The 18,878-nt window shown below is 38.0% G+C and carries 15 protein-coding genes; 6 read left to right on the forward strand and 9 right to left on the reverse strand.

Going from position 1 to position 18,878, the window contains the following annotated elements:
- Nucleotides 1–165 precede the first annotated feature (165 nt).
- The 3 genes from recA to AC570I_RS21525 all read right to left on the reverse strand — a co-directional run bounded on the left by recA (nt 166) and on the right by AC570I_RS21525 (nt 3,020).
- A complete protein-coding gene (gene recA, locus AC570I_RS21515) occupies nt 166–1,179 on the reverse strand; it encodes a recombinase RecA (RefSeq protein ID WP_047801366.1) in 1,014 nt (337 codons plus the stop codon).
- Nucleotides 1,180–1,311: 132 nt separating this feature from the next.
- Nucleotides 1,312–1,977: an endonuclease III gene (gene nth / locus AC570I_RS21520; RefSeq protein WP_497407131.1), complete on the reverse strand. Its 666-nt coding sequence runs from the start codon at nt 1,975–1,977 to the stop codon at nt 1,312–1,314.
- Between the two features lie 83 nt (nt 1,978–2,060).
- Nucleotides 2,061–3,020 (reverse strand): hypothetical protein, encoded by a 960-nt coding sequence (locus AC570I_RS21525; RefSeq protein WP_497407132.1) that lies wholly within the window; start codon nt 3,018–3,020, stop codon nt 2,061–2,063.
- Between the two features lie 208 nt (nt 3,021–3,228).
- Here AC570I_RS21525 and AC570I_RS21530 point away from each other — a divergent pair, with 208 nt between their 5' ends.
- Nucleotides 3,229–3,861 (forward strand): hypothetical protein, encoded by a 633-nt coding sequence (locus tag AC570I_RS21530; protein ID WP_497407133.1) that lies wholly within the window; start codon nt 3,229–3,231, stop codon nt 3,859–3,861.
- Between the two features lie 60 nt (nt 3,862–3,921).
- Here AC570I_RS21530 and AC570I_RS21535 read toward each other — a convergent pair whose 3' ends face one another.
- Together AC570I_RS21535 and AC570I_RS21540 are read right to left on the reverse strand one after the other, a co-directional pair.
- Complete coding sequence (locus AC570I_RS21535) at nt 3,922–5,118, reverse strand: MFS transporter (RefSeq protein ID WP_497407134.1); 1,197 nt, start codon at nt 5,116–5,118, stop codon at nt 3,922–3,924.
- Nucleotides 5,119–5,559: 441 nt separating this feature from the next.
- Nucleotides 5,560–6,144 (reverse strand): RNA polymerase sigma factor, encoded by a 585-nt coding sequence (locus AC570I_RS21540; protein WP_047801360.1) that lies wholly within the window; start codon nt 6,142–6,144, stop codon nt 5,560–5,562.
- 262 nt (nt 6,145–6,406) lie between these two features.
- Here AC570I_RS21540 and uvrA point away from each other — a divergent pair, with 262 nt between their 5' ends.
- Together uvrA and AC570I_RS21550 are read left to right on the forward strand one after the other, a co-directional pair.
- Nucleotides 6,407–9,211: an excinuclease ABC subunit UvrA gene (uvrA, locus tag AC570I_RS21545; protein ID WP_497407135.1), complete on the forward strand. Its 2,805-nt coding sequence runs from the start codon at nt 6,407–6,409 to the stop codon at nt 9,209–9,211.
- A gap of 16 nt (nt 9,212–9,227) precedes the next feature.
- The gene (locus AC570I_RS21550) at nt 9,228–9,881 is read left to right on the forward strand and encodes a LysE family transporter (RefSeq protein ID WP_316797642.1); all 654 of its coding nucleotides are present in this window, start codon (nt 9,228–9,230) and stop codon (nt 9,879–9,881) included.
- Between the two features lie 28 nt (nt 9,882–9,909).
- Here AC570I_RS21550 and AC570I_RS21555 read toward each other — a convergent pair whose 3' ends face one another.
- The 3 genes from AC570I_RS21555 to AC570I_RS21565 all read right to left on the reverse strand — a co-directional run bounded on the left by AC570I_RS21555 (nt 9,910) and on the right by AC570I_RS21565 (nt 13,246).
- Entirely contained in the window at nt 9,910–11,148 is a 1,239-nt protein-coding gene (locus AC570I_RS21555) for an O-antigen ligase family protein (protein ID WP_497407136.1), read from the reverse strand.
- A gap of 194 nt (nt 11,149–11,342) precedes the next feature.
- Complete coding sequence (locus AC570I_RS21560; protein ID WP_497407137.1) at nt 11,343–11,873, reverse strand: hypothetical protein; 531 nt, start codon at nt 11,871–11,873, stop codon at nt 11,343–11,345.
- Between the two features lie 272 nt (nt 11,874–12,145).
- On the reverse strand, nt 12,146–13,246 hold the full coding sequence (locus tag AC570I_RS21565) for a hypothetical protein (RefSeq protein WP_497407138.1): 1,101 nt from the start codon (nt 13,244–13,246) through the stop codon (nt 12,146–12,148).
- Nucleotides 13,247–13,839: 593 nt separating this feature from the next.
- On the opposite strand from AC570I_RS21565, the gene AC570I_RS21570 reads away from it, so the two are divergent.
- Both AC570I_RS21570 and AC570I_RS21575 read left to right on the forward strand, forming a co-directional pair.
- Complete coding sequence (locus AC570I_RS21570) at nt 13,840–15,348, forward strand: hypothetical protein (RefSeq protein WP_497407139.1); 1,509 nt, start codon at nt 13,840–13,842, stop codon at nt 15,346–15,348.
- A 181-nt stretch (nt 15,349–15,529) separates the two neighbouring features.
- The gene (locus tag AC570I_RS21575) at nt 15,530–16,411 is read left to right on the forward strand and encodes a hypothetical protein (protein ID WP_497407140.1); all 882 of its coding nucleotides are present in this window, start codon (nt 15,530–15,532) and stop codon (nt 16,409–16,411) included.
- A gap of 9 nt (nt 16,412–16,420) precedes the next feature.
- Here AC570I_RS21575 and AC570I_RS21580 read toward each other — a convergent pair whose 3' ends face one another.
- A complete protein-coding gene (locus AC570I_RS21580) occupies nt 16,421–17,740 on the reverse strand; it encodes a peptidoglycan DD-metalloendopeptidase family protein (RefSeq protein ID WP_497407141.1) in 1,320 nt (439 codons plus the stop codon).
- A 193-nt stretch (nt 17,741–17,933) separates the two neighbouring features.
- Here AC570I_RS21580 and AC570I_RS21585 point away from each other — a divergent pair, with 193 nt between their 5' ends.
- Nucleotides 17,934–18,674: a dienelactone hydrolase family protein gene (locus AC570I_RS21585; protein WP_497407142.1), complete on the forward strand. Its 741-nt coding sequence runs from the start codon at nt 17,934–17,936 to the stop codon at nt 18,672–18,674.
- Nucleotides 18,675–18,878 lie beyond the last annotated feature (204 nt).

The raw sequence follows: 18,878 nt of genomic DNA on the forward strand, positions 1-18,878 counted from the left end.
GAATTATGACTTATAAACGCAAAACTTAAAAGAATGTAACGTGCTTTAACGTTCTTTAACATTTTTATGGCATTTGAGTCTGTATTGTAACATAAATGCTATTTACAGCAACAAAAAAGGGGCAGTTTATGGCTGCCCCTTCATTCAAAAAAGATACGGTTTAAATTATTTTTCAGCTAAATGCTCACCAGTAACTTCAGCTTTAATTTTAATTTCTAATTCTTCAGCCAATTCTGGATTATCATTTAAAAGTTGCTTTACTGCATCTCTACCCTGACCAAGTTTGGTATCCCCGTAAGAAAACCATGAACCTGCTTTTTTAATAATTCCAAAGTCTACGCCTAAGTCGATAATTTCACCGTTTTTCGAAATACCTTCTCCAAACATTACGTCAAACTCGGCAATACGAAAAGGCGGTGCAACTTTATTTTTAACAATTTTAACTTTAACGCGGTTACCAGATACCTCATCGGAATCTTTAATTTGCGAAGTACGACGGATATCTAAACGTACAGAAGCATAAAATTTCAAGGCATTACCACCGGTAGTGGTTTCAGGGTTACCAAACATCACACCAATTTTATCACGTAATTGGTTGATGAAAATACAGCAACATCCGGTTTTTGAAATCGTACCTGTTAATTTACGTAAAGCCTGACTCATCAAACGGGCATGTAATCCCATTTTACTGTCACCCATTTCACCCTCAATTTCACTCTTAGGCACCAGTGCCGCAACGGAGTCAATTACAATTACATCAATAGCACCAGAGCGAATCAGGTTGTCCGCAATTTCCAATGCCTGCTCTCCATTGTCTGGTTGTGAAATCAAGAGGTTATCAGTATCTACGCCTAATTTCTTTGCGTAAAACTGATCAAAAGCGTGCTCCGCATCAATGAATGCTGCAATACCACCTTTTTTCTGCGCTTCCGCAATGATGTGTGTCGCCAGGGTTGTTTTACCAGATGACTCCGGACCATAGATCTCAATAACCCTTCCTTTCGGAATACCACCAATACCTAATGCAATATCTAAGCTGATTGATCCTGTAGAAATAAAATCTATAGGTTCAATTGCAGTATCGCCAAGTTTCATAATGGTACCCTTTCCATAAGATTTTTCTAACTTATCGAGTGTTAACTGTAGGGCTTTTAATTTATCAGGATTTGCGCTTGCCATTTTATTTAATTTGTTGCTGTAAATATACTTGAATTGTCAGCTAATAAGTCTGAATGTTTATAACTATATACTAAAATATTTAGCTAAGTTAATTGTTTTTTAGCTAATGTCAATAGTATTATCAAAAATATTTTATGCCCCTTTCTTTTCCCGAGCATTTTGCACCGTTAACCGTTCAAAATACCGGCACATGTAGGTGATCTCACAAACATCGCACTTAGGGCTTCTCGCCAAACATACATATCGCCCGTGGAGAATAAGCCAATGGTGGGCAATATGGATGTCGTGTTGAGGTAAATGTTTGACCAGATCTTTTTCCACAGCCAGAGGTGTTTTCCCATTGGTAAGTCCAAGCCGGTTTGCTACCCTGAAAACATGAGTATCAACGGCCATAGCCGGCGCATTGTAAATAACAGATGCAATCACATTGGCCGTTTTACGTCCAACACCCGGCATCTTCTGCAAGTCATTAATATCCGAGGGTACCACGTCATTGAATTCATGCAGTAAAATGTTAGCCATTCCGACCAGGTGCTTTGCTTTATTGTTTGGATAACTGATACTTCTGATGTAGTCAAAAACAATATTCGGGGTAGCCTCCGCAAGTGTTTTTGCATTTGGGAAGCGTTGAAAAAGAGCTGGTGTAACCATATTCACCCGCTTATCCGTGCACTGTGCCGAAAGAATTACCGACACCAGAAGCTGGTATGGATTATTGTAATGTAATTCTGTTTCCGCATCTGGTTGTTTGGCAGAAAAATGTTCTACAAAAAGTTTATAACGTTCTTTTTTAAGCATGAGCAAATATAGGGAATGCAGCCCTATCACCGAAAATGTAATATCCTACATAGTTTCGCATAATATCACTCTATTCGTCTAGTCTAGGTTCCTTCAATTTCCCTCAACAGTGCATCACACTCTGCAAAAGCATCATATAAATATTTGTTCCGGTGTTTCTCACCCTGCCCGCTGAATGAAACAGATTTCATGATCAGACTTTGCATCCAGTTTTTGGTTTGCATGCAATAAGTCTGATCTTCAGTGCGCAGATAATTAAAAGTATTGAACCTGTTGTAGCAAGTCATCCTGTCTTGCTGACTAACCAGATAGGATATACTTCCCAATACATCGCAATGGTACCAGGTGAAGGTATGATGAGGATCGATCGATTTCTTACTGCCAATAGCGTACATGTTCATATCTGTAAGGCAGTACTTCACTTGCTCAATAATCTTTGCCGCCAATTTTCTGTCCGACAGGTGACCGGCTTCAAAAGCATACCTGATCTGCTCTATAGTGCCGGTTATGGTATCCTTCGACCAGATTTCTGTACTTGGAATTTCCAGATAGGCTGCATTAAGTTCTTTAGATAAACCAATAATCTCATCAGATAAAAAGGATTCATTATAAGCAATGTTTTGATTATTGGTGCTGTTGGCCCAAAACGATAATTTGAAGCTGGTTAGTTCCGCGTATTTAAAAAAATGGAATACAGGGATATCATCCGTTGTAATCGTAATGTGTTTCTGCTTACTGTTTTTTATTGCCTTAATGTGGCTCAACAAGTTCTTCAGATAGTTTACCATATCCAGATCCTCGTTCACGCTCAGGTAATTAAACGTAACCGATAAAGATGCTTTCGGGCTGTATAAAAAAGGAACATCAAAACTATTGGAAAGCTTTACAATCTGTTCAATGCTGAGTAAACTTGTTCCCCTGATCTTTTTATATGCTTCATTAGTACTGATGCCCAATGCTTCTGCAACACTTAAGGCCAGATTCTGGTAATCCGGTAAAGCAGACTTGATTGAATCGAAAAATACGGTTTGTTGATTACTCATAAAGATTATCTTTTTTCGAGGTTGTAAACCATTTTACTAATCTAATTAATTAATTCAGGTTTTTAAAACCTTTAAATTGAATCTAATACCAACGTTATATCTAACTATTGTGTTTAAAAGTTATAATCTTATCGGGATATATTGAATATAATTAATTGAGTTCTTGATTATCAGTTAGATTTGATACCGAACTTAATTAGCAATCACAATGAAAATTTTAAGCCTGGTTTCAACAGCCTGTCTTTGTATCCCCTGGAGAATAATCGCCTGGTTACTTTTGTGTTCATCATTAGTAAGCATTCTGCTATCAGGCTGTGCTTCTTTTTCTGATGCTACAATCGAAAATCACAGACAGAAAATTGCTCAGGGAAATTTATCCCAGGTTACAGGGATATACCAACTTGCTCCGGATCTGGAATATAAAGCTGATGGAAAGGCGAGGAATCTTGATAATAGAAATTTCGCGAAAGACATACATCTTTACATCAGTCAAAAAACAAGCAATCTCGATTCCGCTGCTGACATGCGGCTTATTATTAAACAGTATAAAATTGATGAGCTAACCTTTATTGTTAAACAAAATAGCCATACTCTAGATAGTCTTGCTGTGCCGGTAAAGTTTAATAAAGGGTCAGTATACCTTCAGAACAAAAGCCGTGAGTATATTGGCATACCATATTTGTTTGGAAGTATCATGACCGAAAAAACAAGAATTGGTTTGGCAAAAGATGAGGGACTTATTATACACTATTTATCAAATAGTTCAGGTGCGCTTTTATTTATATTTTTTGGCAGCAACAGTTATCAAAAAGCATATCACCTAAAGAAGATAAAGCCATAGTTATGCATGCCTGTCTTTAAGCGTTTGCCTCGGTCAACTTCGTGATCGGAAAAAAAAACCTTAATGCATCGGTACGTATTCTGATTTTGCCGCCACTTGTTTTCCAGGAGATTTTAATGCATTTCGTTTGATTAACCAGAACGCAAAAAATGCACCCACAAGGGCCATTGCGGCACCTACGTAAGCAGGCGAGGTATAGTCGAAACCATAAACCAGCGGTAGTCCACCGAAAAACGCACCCAAAGCATTTCCGATATTAAAGCTCGCCTGACTTGCCGAGGCAGCGAGCATTTCAGAACCTTTCGCCGATTGAATCATTAACATCTGAATAGGAGAGGCCAGTGCAAATGATACCGCACCGGTTATAAAAGTCATGATTAAAGCCAGTGGCTGGTTGAAAGAAACGAAGTGTACGATGATTAAGGTTGCAACCATTGCAATCAATAACACTGCCGAAGCCTTAGCAGGTGAGAACCTGTCGGCAAGCTTTCCACCAAGATAATTTCCGATAAACATACCAACGCCGGCCAGCATCAAAATGTAAGTAACAGCATTAGCGGAAAAACCTGCTACGATGGTCATGAGCGGTGCAATATAGCTGTACCAAGTAAATAATCCGCCCGTACCAATGGAAATCATAAAAATGATAATCCAGGCATCCTTCTTTTTAAAGAAGCTGAGCTCAGATTTCAGATCGCGGTTCTCAGTAGCAGGTAAGGCTGGAAGCCACAGTTTTAGAGAAAGCAAAGTAACCAGGCCTACAAACACTACTACCGCAAATGAAATCCGCCACGAGAAGTTATGGCCAATAAAAGTCCCTAGCGGGACCCCCAGGATGTTGGCAATAGTTAAACCCATAAACATCAACGAAACAGCTTGTGCAGCTTTTCCTTTTTCCGCAATCCTGCTTGCCACTACCGAGCCCACGCCAAAAAAGGCGCCATGTGGCAAGCCCGATAATAACCGGGCAATAAATAATGTATCAAAGGTTGGCGCAAACGCCGAAAATGCGTTGAAAGCAGTAAACATAACCATCAAGGCAATCAGTATTTTCTTCGGCGGGTATTTACCCGCAATCATAATCAGTAATGGTGCACCAATTACTACGCCTAAAGCATAAGCAGATATCAAATGTCCGGCTTCAGGAATGCTAACCTTTAAATCAACCGCGATGTCGGGCAGTAAACCCATCATTACAAATTCTGTAATGCCAATACCTAAACCTCCTAAAGTTAACGGGATAAGATTTCTGTTCATGTTCTGCTTAGTGTTATAATTACACTAAGCAAAAGTACCTGTTTTTTACTGAAGATGGAAGATGCATCAAACATGATGGCAAATGAATGATACAAAAGGTGGAAAATAAAAAAAGCTGCCCCGGTTTCAGGGCAGCTTATAGCTCGTGTAAATTTTTGTTATTTCGATCTGCTGTAGGTCAAAATCTTATTGATGGTTTCATCACTTGGATTTTTAGCTAGCCGATCCAACTTAGATTTGATTTGATCATAAAATAAGTCGATTTCCGCATCAGATTCTATATCAGTTTTATGCTGAAACATAGGATGATTAGGTAAATTTACATTTGTGTTCGATGTAGAGGTTTTTGTCATAAGCAACTAAATGTTCTAAGTTTTATAAACTTAACGATTGTTTAGATGCTTTATTTCAATCCCTAAAACAAAATATGTAACTTTTTCATTACCCTTTATAGGTCATCTCCTTTGTTTTGAGCATCTTTCTCAGGTTGCTCAAAGCGTAACGCATACGCCCTAACGCAGTATTTATGCTTACGTCTGTTAAATCGGCTATTTCTTTAAAACTCAGGTCTGCATAATGGCGCATTAAAAGCACTTCTTTCTGCTCATCAGGCAATAAATGAATCATTGCCTTCAAATCTTTATGCGTTTGATCACGTAGCATTCTTTCCTCTGCACTTTCATCGTAAAAGTGTAGCATATTGAATACATCCATTCCATCAGAACTGGTAATGATCGGAGTCCTTTTTTCTTTTCTGAAATAATCGATAACCAGGTTGTGCGCAATACGCATTACCCAAGGTAAGAACTTGCCTTCCTCATTGTATCGTCCTGATCGCAGGGTATTAATGACTTTTATAAAGGCATCCTGAAAAATATCCTCTGCCAGGTATTGGTCTTTCACCAATAGATAGATAGAAGTATAAATCTTGCTTTTATGTCGTCTTAAAAGTTCCTGCAATCCATTCTCGTTCCCGGTAATATACAATTTTACCAGGTCCTGATCGTTATATGATTGTAAATCCATAGGTTTACCTACACTAAATCCCGTACTATTTGCTAAAAATTAATTTGTAGATGTTTAATTTCTATAGCTTTTCTCCTATGCTTTTTTGATTCTTGTTAGTTTGGTTCTGAGCTTGTTAATATCCAAAGAAAGTTATTTTTTTATCAAAAAACAAAAAATAAAATGTTAAAAAATAAATTAACGACCTCAGTACCCTATTTTTGTATGTTTTTAAAACCCTACATTTATTAAATGGGTTATGTTTTAAAATCCTTTATTATTCATGAGCAAAAAAGAAGCCGAAAAAGATCCGCATAGAAATATTATTATAAAAGGTGCTCGTGTGCACAACCTTAAAAACATAGATGTCGCCATCCCAAAAAATAAACTGGTAGTGGTTACAGGAATGTCAGGTTCCGGGAAATCTTCTCTCGCTTTTGATACATTATATGCTGAAGGGCAGCGCCGCTACGTCGAAAGTTTGTCTTCGTATGCTCGTCAGTTTATGGGAAGGATGAACAAACCAGATGTAGATTATATCAAAGGTATTGCACCCGCCATTGCCATTGAGCAAAAAGTGATTACATCAAACCCGCGTTCAACCGTAGGTACGTCTACTGAAATATATGATTACCTGAAGCTTCTCTTTTCCCGCATCGGCAAAACCATCTCACCGGTTTCAGGTAAAGAGGTTAAAAAAGATTCGGTAAGCTCTGTAGTAGACTATGTAAACGCCCTGCCAGAAGCTACTACAGTAACTATTTTCTGTCCACTGTATCCACATAATAACAGGACTATAAAAGAAGAACTCGCTATTTTATTGCAAAAAGGCTTTTTGAGGGTTTTAATTGATCAGAAGATTTTGAAAATCGAATCTGTTTTAGAAGATGTCGATTTCAAAGATGCTGAACTTACAGATGATAAAACTGTTCAGATTCTGATCGACCGGATCGTAACCAATCAGGAAGAAGAAACCTTAAGCCGCCTGGCCGACTCGGTACAAACCGCTTTCTTTGAAGGAAAAGGTGATTGTTATGTAGAGGCTGAAGGAAAAACAAAGCACTTTAGCGATCGCTTTGAGCTTGATGGGATCAGGTTCGAGGAACCTACACCAAACTTCTTTTCATTCAATAATCCTTACGGAGCTTGTAAACGTTGCGAGGGATATGGAAATGTAATTGGCATTGATGAAGATCTTGTGATACCAGATAAAAGCAAGAGCGTTTATGATAATGCCATCGCACCTTGGCGTGGTGAAAAAATGGGCGTTTGGTTGCAAAACTTCATTAAAGCCTCTGCTAAGTTCGACTTTCCTATTCACCGCGCATATAGCCAACTTACCGATAAGGAACAACAGCTCTTGTGGACTGGAAATAAGCACTTTTCCGGGCTGAATGATTTCTTTAAAGAACTCGAAGAACAAACCTATAAGATACAATACCGCGTGATGCTTTCGCGTTACCGTGGTAAAACAACTTGTCCTGAATGTAAAGGATCCCGTTTACGTAAAGATGCGTCGTACGTTAAAATTGCCGAAAAGTCGATTATAGATGTTGTACTGATGCCCTTGTCGAAAGCCCTGGTTTTCTTCAATGAACTGAAGCTGAATACTACAGATGCTAAAGTTGCAAAACGTTTACTGGCAGAAATTGATAACCGCTTTCTTTATCTGAATAATGTTGGTCTTGGCTATTTAACGCTGAACAGGTTATCAAATACCTTATCAGGAGGTGAGTCTCAAAGAATTAATTTAGCAACTTCTCTGGGAAGTAGTCTGGTGGGTTCCATCTATGTGTTGGACGAACCAAGTATCGGCTTACACCCCCGTGATACCAATAAACTGATAGAAGTACTGCTCTCCCTGCGTAATGTGGGTAATACTGTACTGGTTGTAGAGCACGAAGAAGAAATGATGCGTGCTGCCGATTATATCATAGACATCGGTCCTGAAGCCGGTACCCATGGCGGTAATCTGGTGTTCAGTGGCGACTATGAATCTATCCTGAAAGATAAAAATAGCTTAACCGGCCGGTACCTGTCGGGCGAAGAGAAAATTGCAATTCCTGCACAGCGCCGCAAATGGAAAGATCATGTCCTGATCAAAGGGGCACGGGAAAATAACCTGAAAAATATTGATATCAAATTCCCATTGGGCGTATTTACAGCAGTAAGCGGGGTTTCCGGTTCCGGAAAAACCAGTCTGGTTAAAAAAATATTGTACCCGGCATTGCAAAAAGCCATTGGTAATTATGCCGGTGAACAAACTGGTTCCTATGATGGGATATTTGGTAATTACGAAATGGTGAGTGCCGTGGAGCTGGTCGATCAGAATCCAATTGGCCGTTCCAGCCGTTCTAATCCGGTAACCTATGTTAAAGCATGGGATGATATACGTTCATTATTCTCAGGACTTGCGGCAGCTAAAGCTGCGGGACTCAAACCGGCAGCATTCTCTTTTAACGTAGAGGGCGGACGTTGCGACGTTTGCCAGGGTGAAGGCGAAGTGAAAATTGAAATGCAGTTTATGGCTGATATTTATCTGCCTTGCGAAGCTTGCGGCGGAAAACGCTTCAAGCAGCAGGTACTAGATGTGGTATATAAAGAGAAAAATGTATCTGAAATTCTGGATATGACCATTGATGAGGCCGTTGAGTTTTTCAAAGATGAGCCAAAAATCCTTAATAAACTGAATCCGCTTGTAGATGTTGGTTTAGGCTATGTACATCTTGGGCAGTCGTCCAATACCTTATCAGGTGGAGAGGCACAGCGAATCAAACTTGCATCCTTTCTGATTAAAGGGAACAATGCGAATAAAACGATGTTCATTTTTGATGAGCCAACTACCGGACTTCACTTTCACGACATCAAAAAGCTGTTAAAAGCACTCAACACCTTAATTGAGCAAGGCAATACCATTCTGGTAATTGAGCATAACATGGATATGATTAAGTGTGCGGATTGGGTGATCGATATTGGTCCCGAAGGTGGCGATGGGGGAGGTGAACTGGTATTCGAAGGAATACCTGAAGATCTCGTTAAACAGAAAAATTCCTATACCGGTAAATACCTGGCAAGCCATTTAAAATAAATACCTAATTTCGTCCATGCTATTTTTAACGTTTATTATAGGTATTCTTCTCAACGCCATGGGCTATATTCCGCCCGGTAATATCAATCTTACCGTGGCGCAGCTGGCCATAAACAAGGGGATGCGACAGGTATGGTATTTCATACTGTCATTCTCCTGTGTGGAGGTTTTTTTTACCTTTGGGATGATGCGTTTCGCCCGTTGGGCAATGAGTGATATCAATCCTGATGCCGCAGTAAGCGAAGTCCGGCTTGGCACTTTGGTCGATTGCTTCATGATTCTGATGTTTATTACAATGGGCACCATCACCTGGGTCAACCGTAAAAAAGTCCCTAAAACCAGTAATACTGAAGAAGATAAACGCAGCGGAAGTGTACTTTACGGCTTAATCCTCGGAGTACTCAATCCCGTACAGATTCCTTTCTGGTTATTTTTTGGCAATTATGTCATCTTACATGAATGGATTGAAACCGACTATCTCTCCCTGGTAATTTTTGCTGTCGGTTCGGGGTTCGGTTCAGCATTGGCATTGTATGTTTATGCACATTTTGCTACTTTCATTCAGGAAAAGTTTGCCTTGAGCAGCCTGATCATCAATAAGTCAATTGCCATATTTCTTTATGTACTTGCTGCGTATTTATTGGTGAAACAGGCAATCGTGATATTTTAGAAGGTGTTACTCAATTGGAGTTCCTTATCTATTGACTGCTGTTGATAGTCATTAACAGGGTTTTGGTCGAAAGCTTTATCTGAGTGGCTGACTCCGACGGGATTTTTATCGGTAACCTTAATATAATTTTGCCCACAGATAAAGCTTTGTCTAATTGTTTAGTCTTTATATAAAAATTAAGTAATTTATATCGGGTTACTAGCTTATTGGGAACCGTGTTGATAGCTCTTAAATAAGCCTTCTCAGCCTGAATATATTGTTCATTTTCAAAATAGCAGTCGGCAAGTTTCAGATAAAACATACAGCCGTTGTCAATCTTGACCATCTTTGATGCAATTTTTCGAGCTTTGACCTTATTTCCAAGCTCAAGGAGTAAAGATGAGTAGTTGTACAGAAATTCTGCATCTTCCTGGATATGAGGAAATGCGTGATCATAATAACTCAAGGCTTTTGTTCGATAACCAGCCTTGTAAAGTTGTTTCCCTTCGTTGTATTCTGTAAAATAAATCCTATTTGCGACATAATATCCGAAGTGGAAGTATAAGATTATTGCAAGTGAAATAATTGCTGCAATGTTATAGTAAGCCAAATTTCTCTTTCGAATATAATAGATTAAAATAATCAATGATCCAACAAATAAACATTGTGTACTCCACTTTTCGAATAAATGCGTGATTGTTGCGGCGGTGGAAATAGAAATAATGATACAACACGCCATTAGTTGAATATATGGCTTATTAGGATTCGATCTTAATGAAAAATACGTAATTCTAAAAATTATGAATTGAACTGTGATCATAACTATTAAACCTTTTATTCCAAGCTCAATAAACAATTCAAAGTAGTCATTATATGCGTTTTTAACATTGTCTGCAAGCAGGAGTTCTTGCATAGTAAAAGGTTGTTCATCAAAATATTTTGATTGATATAATCTATAAACAGAAGGAAAATTCTTAATTCCAATCCCATTTATCCAGTTGTCAGCTAAAATGTTAAATGATATCTTATAAACTAATTTTCTGCCTGAAGTGGAGTTTTGTTTCAAGAATATCGTTAAAACTAAAAGTAGTGTCAAACATGAGATTCCTGTAATTAGTAGATTTTTGCGGGTAAGTTTTAAGATGTTTAGGTAGAAAACCATTACAGCAAATGATATACTGATTCCGAATATTATGGCCCTAATTTCCAATTGTATGTAGATGCATAGCATGAAAAAAATGCTAATAAATATCGATCTACTCCCAAAACTATATTTGATTTTTTCCAAATTTGACTAGATGGGCTGGCAAGCAACTTCAGCCTTTCTTAAAAATTTAAATATTAAACCTTTTTAATACGAGGTCTACTTGCGCTGTTAAAATCATTTGCATTTTTCTGAAAATAATGAGATTTCTTACGATTCCTAAATTATCAATGCTAATTGATAATTTAGAAAAGTTCATTCACAAGTAGATCTCAACATTAATTTACTTCCCTTTTAAAAGCAAGATTATTAATGAAATTCTCAAATACGACATCCGCCTCAGCTTTTTCAACTACTTTGAACAGTATTTTTCCTATCATAGAATGGACTTGCTGTGGATCAGATATTATTGTATATGTATATTCACCATCGTGCAAAGTTTTCCAAATTAGATACTTTGTCTGATTCCTAGTTGTTATCTCTGATTGTATTATATTAGATTTTAATCCAGATTCAGCCATTACCCCTTCAAGTTCTTTTTTAATTTGGGTTAGTGTTCTAGCTTCCTCTTTTTTAACAATGTAATCTTGAAAGCCTAAAATGATATTGTTTATCTTATATGCATTCTTCATACTAAGAATATTTGCATGTGATTTAAAAGTCTGCCCAATATTTTTTTCCGCATTTGGGGCTAATAATTTTACTGAGCCTGATGGTATTTTGATACTTATCGATGGGTTGATTTGAGCACAAGTATTTTTGCTTGAAAAATAGCAGAATATTATTAGTGAAATTATTTTAATTTTCATGACTGAACTATTAATGTTAATGAAAGAATTATTATTTGTTACATTCGACATTAGCAGGTAAAGTATCTTCGCCGAGGGTTCTGGGGTTGAATTTGCCTGCGCTATCTGATTTAAATAAGTTTATTGCGTTTCCCAGCTTTGTCAGGAGTGCTTTTTCTGAGCCCCCTGCTTGAGCTGATAAATCTGCAAACGAAAGATTATAGGCGGTTTTATCAGACAGATATTCTTCGTAAGCGGATTTTAATTCTGCCCAATCTTTAACTGTTACTACATTAGGTATCTATACCAATCACTGTAATAGAGACGTTCTCTTTGTAAAAGTCGACACCGACGTTGGATGCAACTACCGTTGGTAAGTTTTTTATCATTCCAAAAACATCCGCAGGTGATGGAGCACTACTGGAGGGATGGGTATGAACATCGCCAACAGTATACCCATCCGTTGAATTCCAAGTAAAATACATATTAAATGTATTTGTAGATCCGTCAGTTCTTACTGGCACATCTATGTAATCATTGCTGCTAAGATCAGTTAATTTCTGCTCATATCCATATTCATTTCCAGTTGCTAAAGTATTGTATTTTGCTTCATAATTATTATCACTAAGTGTGCTATCCGCTGCCATTCCGTTAACTTTACCTGCTTTCGCACATGGGTCGTCGTTAGTTGGTGGCTCGTTCTGACCCGGATCTGTATAAATATCACACCCAATTCCATAATCAATACAATCATCTCCCGTTAGAATCGGGCAATTGGTACATGGGTCTTCATAATCGTCATCGCAGTAGATGTACACAGTTATCGTCTCAATAAGGTATGGAGTACACGTTGGAGAACCACCAGATCCCCCATCATCTGGTCCAGCATCAATACAGCTTTCACCCCATACCTCTACGAAATCAACGTCGCACAAGTGTGTAGTCATCGTAATTTTATCCTTAATGTTCAAAGACATCAACTTTGCATTTTTTGCTGAACTTGATAGGCTTGCTGAATTTATTATTTTTAATGCTTCAGTTGAAAAGTTTTCATTAGCGTTATAACGGAACTTTTTTACTGTTCTGCCTTTTTCCTTTTGTAAAGTAAACAACTTGGTTCCATCCCAGTCTTTATATTCTAAAAATCCTGAAAAATCTTCGTCAAGCTTATTAAGTTGGTTATGACTAATATCGTTATTATGTTTTCTGAGGTAATCGATGTCTGGAACATAGGTAATGAGTTTTCGATCAAATGCGCCCGTCAGTTTATTTTTATAAATAACAAGCCTATCGAATGAACCTCTAAAAATTTCTTCACTCACACTGGAGTTCTCAGTATTATTTTTTTTAAATATTGAGGCAAATCTTTGATTATAGACAATTGGTATTTCCAAAAATATTCCGTTTTTACTTTCGAAAAAATACGCCTTTTTCCATAAAGCATATTTCTGATTAATATTGATTGAACTTGATTTTTTTGTGAGTGCAGGCCCTCGTCGTCCTTCTTTTTAACCATTTGATAAAAATAATCTTTAAACATGGCTATTTCTGTACCATGTGGTTTGAGGAGGTCTTTATCACTATGTATACTTATTTTCTGACAAGCATAAAGTATAATAGAAATGCCAATTACAGTAAGCCCCAAAAGAGCGTATTTCCTTTTCATTATTGAAAAATTAGTTATAGTTATTTAGATGTACAGGATGAGAAAGTCGTATATACCCGCTCGTTGGACCTCTTATTTTTTTCATTTGATTAGCTTTAATGATTGTAGTATAAATTTTGAATCAAATTTTGGACTTAATTTTTGATGGCATGGGTGAAAAATCAAACTATTTAGGGGTGTTTTTCTAAATATTTATGTTTTACCAATTGTTTAAATGTTTTTGTTCATTGATTTGTGTTTATGTTATTGTTTTTAAGTAGTTTATATAGAGGTTTTTGCTGTAGATGGAAGCTGTCATGTTTTCTTTATCTAACTCTATTATTGTTTGAATCTTGTGAGAATATCCCGGAAAACGTAACTATTGCACTTAATAAATCTGGAAAAAATAGGCATGAATTAGAGAAGGTAATAAGTTATTATAAGGGTTGTGGAAACAAAGAAAAATTGAAAGCAGCATACTATCTGATTGCTGGTTTACCGGATCAATATTATTACGAGGGTAGCCTAGTTGATGCCTATAGAAAACAATTTAAAAAGATGGACTCGATTGTGGTCTCATCGAAAGAGGTTAATTTTAAAAAAACCTGGGATTCGTTAGAAATATCTTTAAGGCTACGCTCTGATTTAAAAATGCATATTGTTAAAGATATTGAAGTAATTGACGCAGAATATTTAATTAACAATATTGAGCAGGCGTTTGAAGTATGGAGGCTACCCTGGGCGAGGTCATTATGCTTTGATGAGTTTTGTGAGTTTCTTCTGCCTTATAAGATTTGTAACGAGCCTCCAAAAGAATGGAGGACATTTTTCCGGAATCGTTACAAAGGGGCAGTATTAGCAATGAAGAAAAACAATAATTCTGTCGATCTACTCAAAATCATAAATGATGACTTACGAAAATGGTTCTATCATACAAATAATTTACATGCACCATTTGATTTAAGCTATCAGGATTTAATAAATGTTCGTTCTGGAGCTTGTATACATGAAGTTCAGTTAACGTGTTATGCGATGCGTGCCTTAGGACTTCCAGTAGCGTTTGATGGTGTTCCATTATGGCCAAATAGAAACTCTAGGCATGATTGGAACGCTTTAAAAATTCAAGGCCAAACATTTCCTTTTCAAGGTACGGAAGTTGATCCCGGGGCTTACAAAATCGGAGCGCAACGTGTCGGCGTTATTACTTCAACGGTTGCCAAAGTCTATCGGAAAGTTTATTTGAACCATAACGATATCTCAGGCATTAGTCTTCAAACTGGCGAGTTACCGCTGTTCTTTAGAAATAATCATTACCTGGATGTTACACATGAATATGTTCCCACTAGTAATATCTCGATAACATTATTTGACGAAGAAATAAATGTAGAAAATATTTATTTGTGTGTTTTCAATAGGCTTAAATGGCAGCCTGTGGATTTTGGAAGAAATTATAATGGGAAAGTAGCATTTAATAATATAGGTCGTAATGTTGTTTATCTACCAATGGTTTTTGAAGAAAATACTTTCTATCCTGCATCCTATGCTTTTAAATTGCTAAAAAGTGGTGAAATTATACTCATGAAACCTCAAACTGATGTTTTGGACTCGCTTCAATTAACCAAGGTTTTTCCAGAGGGTTATCCACATGAGATAAATATTAGGAAGGATAAGATTTATGAATTATTTTATTGGGATAACGAATGGAAAAGTCTGGGCAAAAAAAACGGCTTTACAAATAGAATTCAATTTGGTAACGCACCCAGGAACTGCATTTTCCTATTAAAATCGCAGGATCGTCAGCAAAGAGAACGGATTTTTACTTATTATGAAAACAAAGTTAATTGGTGGTAGCCTACTTGGGCTATGTATATATTTTATAATTTGTCTACTGCAGTGTTATAATGGAGAAACAACGATCTATAATGACCCTGATACTAATCAAATCCGATACCTTAAGAGCTCGAAAATTGGACCTGAATTGATCAGTTTAATTAACTTGCCAAATTTTAGTGAGGTGTCTCAATCATTTTCTTTGAATAGAGACGGGAAAGTTCAAGTATGTGCTGTTGGAGAATCTTTATATAATCTCGCTGATGCCGATCGTGGCTGCTATTTGAAGGAAGATGAATTAATACTGGTATTCAAATCCCCATTTGGACTTGATACCTTAATTCTTTCTCAACCTCTTAATGTTGATAGCACAAATGCTAGCTTTCCGGGATTACAATGTCAATTGTTCAGAGGGGAGAATGGTTACAAAGTAAAACTCAAATTGCCTTGGAAGGATATAGGGATAAGAAGGGTTAAAGAGGATATGAAAATACCATTTGATATTATAGTTGGAGACAACGACAAGGACTTTATTCAAAAATCGAGATTAGCCCTATTTAGTGATAGGGGTTTTAAAAAGCTTGGTAAACTTCAACTAACCTCAACGTATAAAATGGTAGCTGATTCAACAATTTGTGTTCCTCACACCAATGACAGGTTTAACCAGTTTCCTCTGAATTATTTGCCAATCAAAAATGTTATCTATGGAAATGTAAAAGATCTCTTTGATTTTTCTGTTGATGCAAATTTTTCATGGGATGAAACAAACTTTTATGTTGTGCTAAATGTAACGGATAATTATATTTCTCCAAGCCTTAAAATCTGGGATTCTCAAAACGTATTCGCAGATTATGGTTGGATCGAGGATTTATCGGGAAATAGGGTTTGGACGATGGATATTGCAACCAGTCACTGGGCTGGAGGAGCATATAAAAATCAATACGTAGACACTACAATTTTTATGAAAAAAGGAGTATACAGGGTTAAATTTATTACTGATGAGTCGCATTCTGCGAAAAACTGGAATGATCTAGCTCCATTGACCCCTTTTTATGGCATAAAACTTTTTAAAGAGAATAGATAGACTAAGAGATTACTTCACAATCCATCCCACTTCGTTCTGCTCGTTACTCACCAGCTGATAATTATTGAAGTTGCCCAATAAACTTACGGTTTCCCCTGTTTTTAAATGAAGTTTAACAGGGGCCAAGGTATCAGGCTCGTTGTAAACCTGCAGTTGCTGCCCATTAATTTTTATTTTTTTTATAGGTTTACTGGCTTTTGTCAGTTCCCCTCCTGGTATAAAGCCACTGCTGCCATCAGGTAGTTCGGCCCTGTAGTAATGTCCTGTCGCACCGTTAATACGAACCACTGTCCCGGGCGACAGTTTTGACATTGTCTCAGATTTGTTTTGCGGCGTGCGTAGTAAATTTGTGCTTCCAGCTGTCCGCAGTGTGCTGTTGAGGTTGCTTAACGTAGCCGTAACGGGTGTAGGTTTTTTTGTAACCGGATCAATGAATGGAAGCGGATTGACCGCACCCCCGTAAGTATAAATCCCGAAGTGCAGATGTGTTGGCGTATTTTTAGCATTCCCGGTATTGCCCATTAAACCGAGCGTATCACCTGTTTTAACATCTTGTCCTTCAGTAGCAATCTGCTGGTCGAGATGCGCATAATAAAGCGTGTAATCCCTGCCTTTGGGTCGTAGCCACACCACCTTACCCCCCAAATTGTTTTCGTTTACCCGGGTTACCGTGCCATCGGCAATGGCCACAACAGGGCTTCTGAATGTTCCAAAAATGTCAACACCCTCATGTTTGCGGGCATTATTATCGCGCCCATCACCCCAATAACTTCCAATGCTTTTACTACTTTTCGATTGTGTAGGAAAGGCGAGCGATGGACCGGTGGTAATCTCCAGGGTGTATTCCACACTCTGTAAAAGTTCAGGCTGCAAACGGATCAGATACGTTCCGGTGTCATTTATTTCGTGCTGAAGTACACGGTTTAGTGTGTCGGCAGAAGCAATAAGTTCGGGATTACTTACATCGGAAACGTACCATAAGTCCAGGTATAATGCAGTTTGTGCAGGTTTCTTTGCTAAAGCGATCGTCAACTTTTGCCCTTTAGTAGCCGTGAATTTATAAGTAACCGCCTGCACCTTATCTGCGCCAAAAAATCCTGTCTCCCGGTAAGGTAAACCAATCGTCAACGCCTTTTGTAAACTTAATAATGAAGAATTAATCCACGCCGAACCCATCGCAGTTTTGTCGAGTCCCGCTGTTTCCAGTTTCCTTCGGTATTGTTCGTGAGGATTGGCTGCTTTAAATAAGTTAACTGATCCGGATTTACAAGAGTAAATAGCCACAATAGCAAACGTGGCTAATATAAAAAGGAGATGTCGCTTCCACATAAATGATAATTTCTTTAAATAACAAGCCCCTTTGCTGATAGTTTTACCCCGCCAGAGATATTACCGGCTACTTTCTATCATACAGATTTAATTTTTCAATCATCAACAAACCTATCCTGTAATTTCCTGTTTTGATTGGTGGCACAATCATTCCAGAATCGTATTTTAGAAACATATAAATCAATAAAGAAAAATGAAGAAATTAATGTTAATAGCAGCTATGCTGATCAGCGGATTTGCAAATGCGCAACAATTAAAGGCGGTTAGCTATGCCGACGGAGACCAGAAATTAAATGGTTTGGTAACCCCTAACGCTGGCAAAAAACTTCCCGGTGTATTGGTATTGCCGGCATGGAAAGGAATTGATGACGAAGCGAAAACTGCTGCGCTCGATCTTCAAAAGCAAGGATACATAGCCTTTGTTGCCGACATTTATGGCGAAGGCAACATTCCTGCCGATAATGCTGCTGCGGCTAAGCTTTCCGGAAAATATAAACAGGATTATCAGGCTTACCAGAAACGGATTAGTCTGGCGCTGGAACAATTAAAGAAAGCTGGTGCACTTCCAGATAAAATCGCAGTTATCGGCTATTGTTTCGGTGGTGCAGGTGCACTTGAAACTGCCCGTGCTGGTTTGCCAGTTTTGGGTGTCATCTCCATTCACGGTAGTTTAGGTAAAGCTGCTGACAGACCAAATGGGCCGTTAAAAGCTAAAATATTAGTAGAGAATCCAGCTGATGATGCAAGCGTAACCCCTGAAATAATGTCTAAACTCATTGCTGAAATGAATGAAGGCAATGCCGATTGGCAAATCATTACCTACGCACACAGTAAACATACCTTCACAGACCCAAAATCTGCCGATTATAACGAGATCATGGCAAAAAGGGCCTGGAAGCACACTACCGCATTTCTGGCCGAATTACTGAAATAATTCCGGCTTTACACCTTAATAAATCCCGCAAATCCTTGCCAATGCTGAAGAAATTTAGTAATATGGCCTGGCTTTGCGGGTTTTTTGCATCTCATCCATCCCATCCGCCTTTACCCCACCTTTTCGCCACTTTTAACCCACCTCCGCCCCGCGGATGCCTTAACTGCAGCTTACACCATTTGGCCACGAAACTGTTAATCTACC

Source organism: Pedobacter sp. A2324, assembly GCF_059693705.1.